The 7,011-nt window shown below is 55.7% G+C and carries 8 protein-coding genes; 2 read left to right on the top strand and 6 right to left on the bottom strand.

The window, feature by feature from the left end; genetic code table 11:
- A partial coding sequence (locus QMZ18_RS30905; protein ID WP_282610271.1) for a hypothetical protein occupies positions 1-490 on the top strand: 490 nt, incomplete at its 5' end.
- Here QMZ18_RS30905 and QMZ18_RS30900 read toward each other — a convergent pair.
- Complete coding sequence (locus QMZ18_RS30900; RefSeq protein WP_282610270.1) at positions 487-1,335, bottom strand: DMT family transporter; 849 nt, start codon at positions 1,333-1,335, stop codon at positions 487-489. The genes QMZ18_RS30905 and QMZ18_RS30900 overlap by 4 nt on opposite strands.
- Positions 1,332-1,589 (bottom strand): DUF1127 domain-containing protein, encoded by a 258-nt coding sequence (locus QMZ18_RS30895; RefSeq protein ID WP_282610268.1) that lies wholly within the window; start codon positions 1,587-1,589, stop codon positions 1,332-1,334. Before QMZ18_RS30895 ends, QMZ18_RS30900 begins: the two co-directional genes overlap by 4 nt.
- A 221-nt stretch (positions 1,590-1,810) precedes the next feature.
- Here QMZ18_RS30895 and QMZ18_RS30890 point away from each other — a divergent pair, with 221 nt between their 5' ends.
- Positions 1,811-2,737 carry a transcriptional regulator GcvA gene (locus QMZ18_RS30890; protein ID WP_282610267.1) on the top strand — a complete coding sequence of 309 codons (927 nt, stop codon included), beginning with the start codon at positions 1,811-1,813 and terminating at the stop codon, positions 2,735-2,737.
- Between the two features lie 113 nt (positions 2,738-2,850).
- Here QMZ18_RS30890 and QMZ18_RS30885 read toward each other — a convergent pair whose 3' ends face one another.
- The 4 genes from QMZ18_RS30885 to QMZ18_RS30870 all read right to left on the bottom strand — a co-directional run bounded on the left by QMZ18_RS30885 (position 2,851) and on the right by QMZ18_RS30870 (position 6,488).
- Positions 2,851-3,699 (bottom strand): DMT family transporter, encoded by an 849-nt coding sequence (locus QMZ18_RS30885; RefSeq protein WP_282610266.1) that lies wholly within the window; start codon positions 3,697-3,699, stop codon positions 2,851-2,853.
- 108 nt (positions 3,700-3,807) lie between these two features.
- Positions 3,808-4,689 (bottom strand): DMT family transporter, encoded by an 882-nt coding sequence (locus QMZ18_RS30880; RefSeq protein WP_282610265.1) that lies wholly within the window; start codon positions 4,687-4,689, stop codon positions 3,808-3,810.
- Positions 4,690-4,839: 150 nt separating this feature from the next.
- Complete coding sequence (locus QMZ18_RS30875) at positions 4,840-5,712, bottom strand: hypothetical protein (protein WP_282610264.1); 873 nt, start codon at positions 5,710-5,712, stop codon at positions 4,840-4,842.
- A gap of 263 nt (positions 5,713-5,975) precedes the next feature.
- On the bottom strand, positions 5,976-6,488 hold the full coding sequence (locus tag QMZ18_RS30870) for a hypothetical protein (RefSeq protein WP_282610263.1): 513 nt from the start codon (positions 6,486-6,488) through the stop codon (positions 5,976-5,978).
- Between the last annotated feature and the right edge of the window lie 523 nt (positions 6,489-7,011).

Raw genomic sequence — 7,011 nt, 5'->3', positions numbered from 1 at the left:
CAGCAGCTATTGGAACCTGTTCAACATCGAGGGTGAGTCCACCTTGAGTTCCTCGCTCATCACCTACGATTCGCTGACTGACATGCTGAACGACGAAAACCGTACGGGTGTGTTTGTGCCGGACGGTCAGAGCTCCGGGCAGTTCGCCAGCAATGTTGTGGGCACCGGTTCCGACGGCAGCAGCTATTGGAACCTGTTCAACATCGAGGGTGAGTCCACCTTGAGTTCCTCGCTCATCACCTACGATTCGCTGAACGACATGCTGAACGACGAAAACCGTACGGGTGTGTTTGTGCCGGACGGTCAGAGCTCTGGGCAGTTCGCCGGCAATGTTGTGGGCACCGGTGCATTTTTCGTGTCTACCGATCCTACTGATCCTACCGACCCCACTGACCCAGTAGCAATTCCGGCTCCGGGCAGCCTGCCGGTTTTGGTGGTCGGGCTGGCGTTTATGTGCCTCTTCCGGCGCCACCGCAATCCAGGCCATTAAAGATCGCGTCTTATCGAGGAAAGCACAGCGAGGAGCACGACCGAACCGCCGAGAAATGTTGCGGTGGTTGGTATCTCCGTGAACAACAGGAATGCGAAAACCGGCGCGAGAGGAGTCTCCAGGGCGCTTAAAAGCGCGGTCTGACCGGAAGGAACGCGCTTGGCGCCTTCTGCCAGGGTGACGGAGGCTATGGCAAAGAGTAGTCCGAAGGCGGCAAGGATATAGATCTCCGTGCGCTCGACCTCAAAGGGGTTGCCGAGCATCGCGGCAAACGGCAGCAGGAGAAGCGACTGCAGCACCTGGGGGCCCGCCCCGGGCGTACCCGGATACTTCCGGTAAATGACCATGATCGAGGCCATGGCGGCGGTCATCCACAGAGCCAGCAGATCGCCGGTGAGGCTGACGTGACCAAGTGACCCCGAGACGATGAGCGCCACACCCAACAGTGCGCCGACGGACCCCGCCATGGTTCTTGCCGAGACTCTCTCTCCCATGACAAGCCAGGCGAGCAACGCGGCGATCAGCGGAGAAACCGCATAGATCAGGGATACATTGGCGATGGATGTGAGCTTGAAAGCCGGAATGAAGGCCGCCGTTCCCAACGCGCCGACCACGCCGATGGCCAGTCCGCTGTAGCCCATGCCCAGGAAGTTCTGCCGCAGGCTGCCCCGCTTCGCCGTCCAGGAGGTCGTGAAGGCAGCGGCGAAAAAGCCCCGCCAGAAAATCACCTCCCACGACCCCGCCTCGACGCCCTTGGTGAAGAGGCCCGCCGTGCTGTAGGTGATTGCCGAAATCACAAGAAGAAAGACGCCGATGCTGTAGTCGGATCGCGTCGTTTGCGTCATGCCGGCCGATTTTCGTTCTCGATCATTTCCTCCACCGCCGAGACGATCTGAAAGCGTTCCAGCCCGATATCCATCAGGTGGTAATCGTCCAGGGCGCGGAGCTCGCGGATCGCGGCGCGCCGCCGTTGCCAGCGGGAGATTGCGCCGACGATCCGGCGAAGCGCTAGTTCCGGCCGTTCAAGGTGTTCTGGTTGCGCGGCGGGGCTCTGGTCGAGGCACCTGCCGGGGTTGGTAAGCTCGTAAGTGGTGTTCATGGAGTCCTCCTCCGGATTCCGGTTCGACCGCCAGCCAACAGTGTTATGATTTAGGTTTATTTGACCTAATGTTCCGTCGGAGTCACACCCTTATCGGTGCAATTCGGTCTTGAGTTACCTAAAAGATAGGAATATCCATGACCTGCAACAAACGAGAAGATCTGAGCTTATATGTTAGAAATTCTCAGCTATAGGCGTGCGAAGGAGCGCAGAGACAGACCATGGCTCGACCGCTCCCGCCCCTGAACGCGCTCAGGGCCTTTGAATCGGCCGCCCGGCAGCTCAGCTTCACCAAAGCGGCGGCGGAACTGAACGTCACGCCGGCCGCGATCAGCCACCAGATCAAGGCGCTGGAGGAACTGCTCGGCGTCTCCCTGTTCCGCCGTTTGCCCCGGGCGCTGCGCTTGACCGACGCCGGACAGGCGGCTCTGCCGGCGCTTGGCGAGGGTTTCGAAAAGCTGACCGAGGGGGTCGAGCAGATGCGCGCCCACTGCGAGAGCGGGCTGCTGACTATCAGCGTCAGTCCCTCCTTCGGCGCCATGTGGCTGGTGCCCCGGCTGGAGCGGTTTCGTTGCCTGCACCCGAAGATCGAGATCCGCATCGACGGCACCGAGCGCCGGGTCGAAGTGGCGCGCGGCGAAGCCGACGTGGCGCTGCGCTACGGCCCCGGCGGCTACAGCGGGGTGCGGTCCGACTGGTTGTTCAGCCAGGTCAACACGCCGGTCTGCAGCCCGGTGCTCTTAAGCGGCAAGTACCCCTTACGAAAGCCTGAAGACCTGCGCCACCACACCCTGCTGCACATCGACTGGAAGGACGCCGAGGCGAGCTGGCGCATGTGGCTGCTGGCCGCCGGTTTGCCCGGCATCGACCCGACCCGCGGGCCACACTTCACCATGGAAAACATGGCGATGCAGGCTGCGCTCGACGGCCAGGGCGTGGCGCTGGTCGGCGACATCGTCGCGGCCGACCATCTCGCCACCGGCCGCCTGGTCCGCCCCTTCGACCCGAGCCTCAGCACGCCGCTCTCTTTCTCATTTTATCTGCTGAGCGCGAAAGACAGCGCCGAGCAGCCCAAGGTCGCCGCCTTCCGCGACTGGCTGCTCGAGGAGGCCCGCGCCGCGCGGCCGGACGTGGATGAGGGGACTTGAGATCGGTGAGGGGGCGTGAGGTTGGGGCACGCGGCGACTTGTCCCCTGCGCTCAAATTGAAACAGATGACGCACAAATGAAGGCCTGACTTCGGCCAGGCTTCCCACGCTATTCTATTGCCTCGAAAATCGCAGTAACGCAGCGCCAAACAACGTGATCATGGTGGACACCACCTTCGCAAGATCGAGTTTCTCTTTAAGAAAGAAGACGCCGATCAGGAGCGCGATCACGATGCTTGTTTCGCGCAGCGCGGTGACCAGGGCGATCGGTGCTTGAGTGAAGGCCCACATCACCAGCGCATAGGCGGTAAAGGTTGCGCCGCCACCGATAACCGCAATGCGTTTGGCCCGCCTTGGCACGGCCCACAGCAAACCCGGCCGGGTGAGCGCGATAAACCCTGCAAACAGTACGACGTTGCCTATAGTAATCCAACAGTAGAAGCCGAGAGATGATCCGGCGAGGCGCGCGCCAGTGCCGTCCACCAGCGAATAGGACGCGATAAAACAACCCGTCAGCAGGGCCAGCAGGGTTGCCTTAGGATTGCGCTGCCCATCTCTTCCGCGCACCAGGCAGAGGCTCATGATCCCTGCCGCAATGATCAGAATCGCCAGCATCTCGTTGGGTTTCAGCTGGACGCCCAGAAACAGCACCGAGATTCCGCCGACCAACAGAGGGGCTGTGCCGCGGGCAATCGGATAAACCTGGGTCAGATCGCCGGTCCGGTATGATAGGAGCAGAACCAGATGGTAGCCGACGTGCAGAGCGATGCTGGCGACCAGATAAGGCCAGCTTTCAGGTGCGGGCGCTGGCACGAACGGCAGGAGCCCCACGGCTATTGGAAGTGACCCCAGGACCACGGCTGTCATGGCCAGATGCTTATCGTCGCCGCCTTTGACCAGTGCATTCCAAACTGCGTGAAGTATGGCGGCTGCGATGACTGCGAGAAACACGGTAACGCTCAACTGCGATCCTCTCCAACTGAAGTAAGCAGGCTAACTTGATTCTCGAATCTTATGTACCGAAGGTTTCTTCGGTGAATGACGCTAAACAGATCCCGCCGCTTAACGACGTTACGAACTCTGTTCCTTGACCCGTCGCTCGCGGTAGAAGGTATATATCCCCATGCCGACGACGACGAGGCTGCCGAGCAACGTCCAGCCGTCGGGGACCTCGCCGAACAGCAGCAGGCCCAGGAGGATCGCCCAGATCAGCACGGAGTAGCGGAAGGGAGAGACGAAGCTGACTTCGCCCACCCGCATGGTCATCACGGCAAAGAGGTAGCCGAAGAAGAGGAAGCCTGCCGCTCCCGCCAGCAGCGCCAGGGAGTTGCCGCTGACCGGCTGCCAGGGCACGGTCAACGACAGGAGGCCGCCGACCGACGTGATCGCGATGGAGGAACTGAGCGCGACATAGGCTGAGGGAACACCGGACGACAGGCGCCGGGTCGAGAGGTCCCGCAGCACGATGAAACCGACCGCCGCGACGGCCCAGAGCGCATAGGCGTTGAATCCCTCACCGCCCGGGCGGACGATGATCAGGACGCCGGTAAAACCCACCGCGATCGCCGTACAGCGCCGCCAGCCCACCTTTTCGCCCAGGAAAATTGCCGCCGCCAGGGTGACCGCCAGCGGCAGGGCCTGCAGGATGGCCGTCGCATTGGCGATCGGCATGTTGAAGAGCGCGGTCAGGAAACAGAGGGTGCCGCCGACCTCCCCCACCGCCCGCACCGCCATGATTCCGGCGTCGCGGCGTGACGGCAGATAGAACAGCCCGCCGCGCTGCCGGACGAGCAGGCCCACCAGCAGCGTCGCAAAGATGCCGCGCAGGAAGATGATCTGAAAGAAACCGAGTTCCCCCGAGATCAGCTTGATGGTCGCGTCGTTCAGCGCAAAGCCCGCCATGGAAATGGACATAAAGAGGGCGCCGCGGACATTGTCGGAAAGGTTATGCATAGGCGGCGGAGATTAACCGATCGGCGATGCTGTTAGCCATGCTGCTTCTACATCACCCTCTCGCTCTGCTGCCGGAGCGACTCTAACTTTTCGAAAAAGGAGGGGAGGAGCTCATCCTGACGCTGATCACAGAGCGACACCAGATCCTGCTCAAACCCCGCTCAGTAATGAGATCAAGCAACCAATTAAAGTCGCGGGTAAGAAAGCAACGACACCGATACAACACATGGGCTCTCTTTTGATAGGTAGTGCCCATTGCAAAAACTTAATTAGCGGAGCCATCTGAGCGAGCAACCTAATTGTGAAAATGCCAGAGACGTACACCCAAAGCCAAATAGATGTAAAGAATGTGGAGTAAAATAGTATTCCAATTGTAAATGCAGAATTTCCAGCGGGAAGTAATAATATGCCTTCAGGGAAAACTGCCGAGAAAATTTTGGAGACAGAATAGTTTGCAGGATTTCCTCCTGCAAATATTATAATGCTTGAGGCGACGATAGGTAAAACCAAAAGGAAGATTGTTGATGTGAAAATGAGATCCAGAAGAAGGATGATTGCGATTGGAGCCTTCTTTGAGCTCAGCAGGTTTATAAGAAAACGAGTTTCAATTAGAGAAATATAATCTGGAACGAAGTTGATCGGAAACAAGGCTAAAATAAAAACAACCGTTGGTGTGAACCCCAGCGTTTTCATAACTACAAATAAAATGAATACGTCATCTGGATGGACTACATACCAGATAAAAATCATTATGCAAACAGACGCTGTGGACATTTGACAGGAGCGTAAAAAGAACTTCCAGTGGAAGCGATTTGCGCCGAAAAAACGATCAAACACTCGTATGAATTGTATCCATATGTTATCAGTTTTGCTTGAAATTTGAATTCCAAGTAAGTAGTTGGATAACCAATGTTTGAATTCTTTTTGCAACCATTTGTCGGATTTGCAAAACAAGCAAAGCAGCGCGGCGGGAAATACCGCGCCGATACCAATCCACTTGAGTGTATATTCTATCATGCTCAATGCCACTTTTCTGCAGTAAAAGTTGCGACCGCACCAGAATTGGCATTTCGACTAGCCCTAAAAATTCGATGGATTTCTACTTTTGGTCGGAATGTTGGAGCGTGAGAAGTCTCTAATATTGCGGCATGTAAGAAGTTACGTAGTCAAGAGGCGGTCGGTCAGGTCGATGCTCTTTTCGATGCGCCAAAGCCTGCATCGGGTGCGGTTTTTTGCCCCTTTTTAACACTCAAAAATCAAGTGCCTTAGGTGCGGTGGTTGCTGATTTAATCCTTTGATAGGCTAGTTCGTTCTTGATCTAGGGACAGTGCTTGCAATGCTGCAACGTCTGCCTTCTCGAGGTTTGCTCGAATAATTTTAATTTCGTCTTGTAAAATCTTATGAGTACTTGACTGCAATGCTTCAAGTTCCGACTCAGCTGATACATCACCATTCTCAACTCTTTTAAAGAGCGGAGCCGCCTCTCTATTAAACTCACCCTTAACACTTGCACGTAAAGATCGAAAAGCGCTGCCTGCCTCGACTTCTGCAACAAGCCTCTTATGATTCGACGTAATGGTGTCGAGAAACACGGCAATTAGCACCGATATGCCAATTGCCTGATGCCATGTCGCTAGTAAGCCGGTGGCGACGACGAGGCTTCCGCCTGCTCCTACAGTCTTTAAAGCGTAGGCAAAGGCAACGCGCCATTTTCTAATCTGTTCTCCTCGCCTTTGCCCTTTTACAGTGGTTTGATAATACTCATTTATCCCCTGTTCTATAATGGTCATCTCTGGCATCGCGGCCTCATTTTATTGCTCCAGTGTTTGGTTTGAGGAACTGGCGCTAGAAATTTGGACTCTAAGTTTCAACTGGTCAGTAACGCCGGTTGTATCTTGTATATTAATTACTAGGGATCCTGTGACGTGAGCCCAAAATTTCTCGTCGATTGAAAACCTCAAGCGCTCATGTGCTCTAACGATGTGTCCACCACAAGCTGAACATGGACCAAATCTTGGAGGAGGTGGATCATCAATAAAACAGCTCAATGTGACGCGGAACGGACCGTCGCCAGACAGGCTTAAATAGCGATGTTGGTTATTAAAAACCGGTTTTGGGTCAAATTCCTCAATGTTTATCATTGGAGATTCCCATTTATAATGAGTTTTGTATTTGCAATTCCGAATAATCGAAAGATGCGATTTTCAAAACTAGCCGATTTGATCACTTGCAATGAACTTCTTCGCAACCCAATGTCATAATCATTTTGCGAAGTAGATAGGACACATTACACCCGGAAAAAATGTAAGTCCAGATCTGCAA

The sequence above is a fragment of the Pelagibius sp. Alg239-R121 genome, from assembly GCF_947331435.1.
Classification (GTDB): Bacteria; Pseudomonadota; Alphaproteobacteria; order Kiloniellales; family Kiloniellaceae; genus Denitrobaculum.
The sequence above is the reverse complement of the archived record's forward strand: the minus strand, read 5'-3'. Positions and strand labels throughout refer to the sequence as shown.

Bases quoted from the DNA above. Each gene is read 5' to 3' on its own strand.
- QMZ18_RS30900 (WP_282610270.1), bottom strand. From the start codon at position 1,335: ATGACGCAAACGACGCGATCCGACTACAGCATCGGCGTCTTTCTTCTT.
- QMZ18_RS30895 (WP_282610268.1), bottom strand. From the start codon at position 1,589: ATGAACACCACTTACGAGCTTACCAACCCCGGCAGGTGCCTCGACCAG.
- QMZ18_RS30890 (WP_282610267.1), top strand. From the start codon at position 1,811: ATGGCTCGACCGCTCCCGCCCCTGAACGCGCTCAGGGCCTTTGAATCG.
- QMZ18_RS30880 (WP_282610265.1), bottom strand. From the start codon at position 4,689: ATGCATAACCTTTCCGACAATGTCCGCGGCGCCCTCTTTATGTCCATT.
- QMZ18_RS30870 (WP_282610263.1), bottom strand. From the start codon at position 6,488: ATGCCAGAGATGACCATTATAGAACAGGGGATAAATGAGTATTATCAA.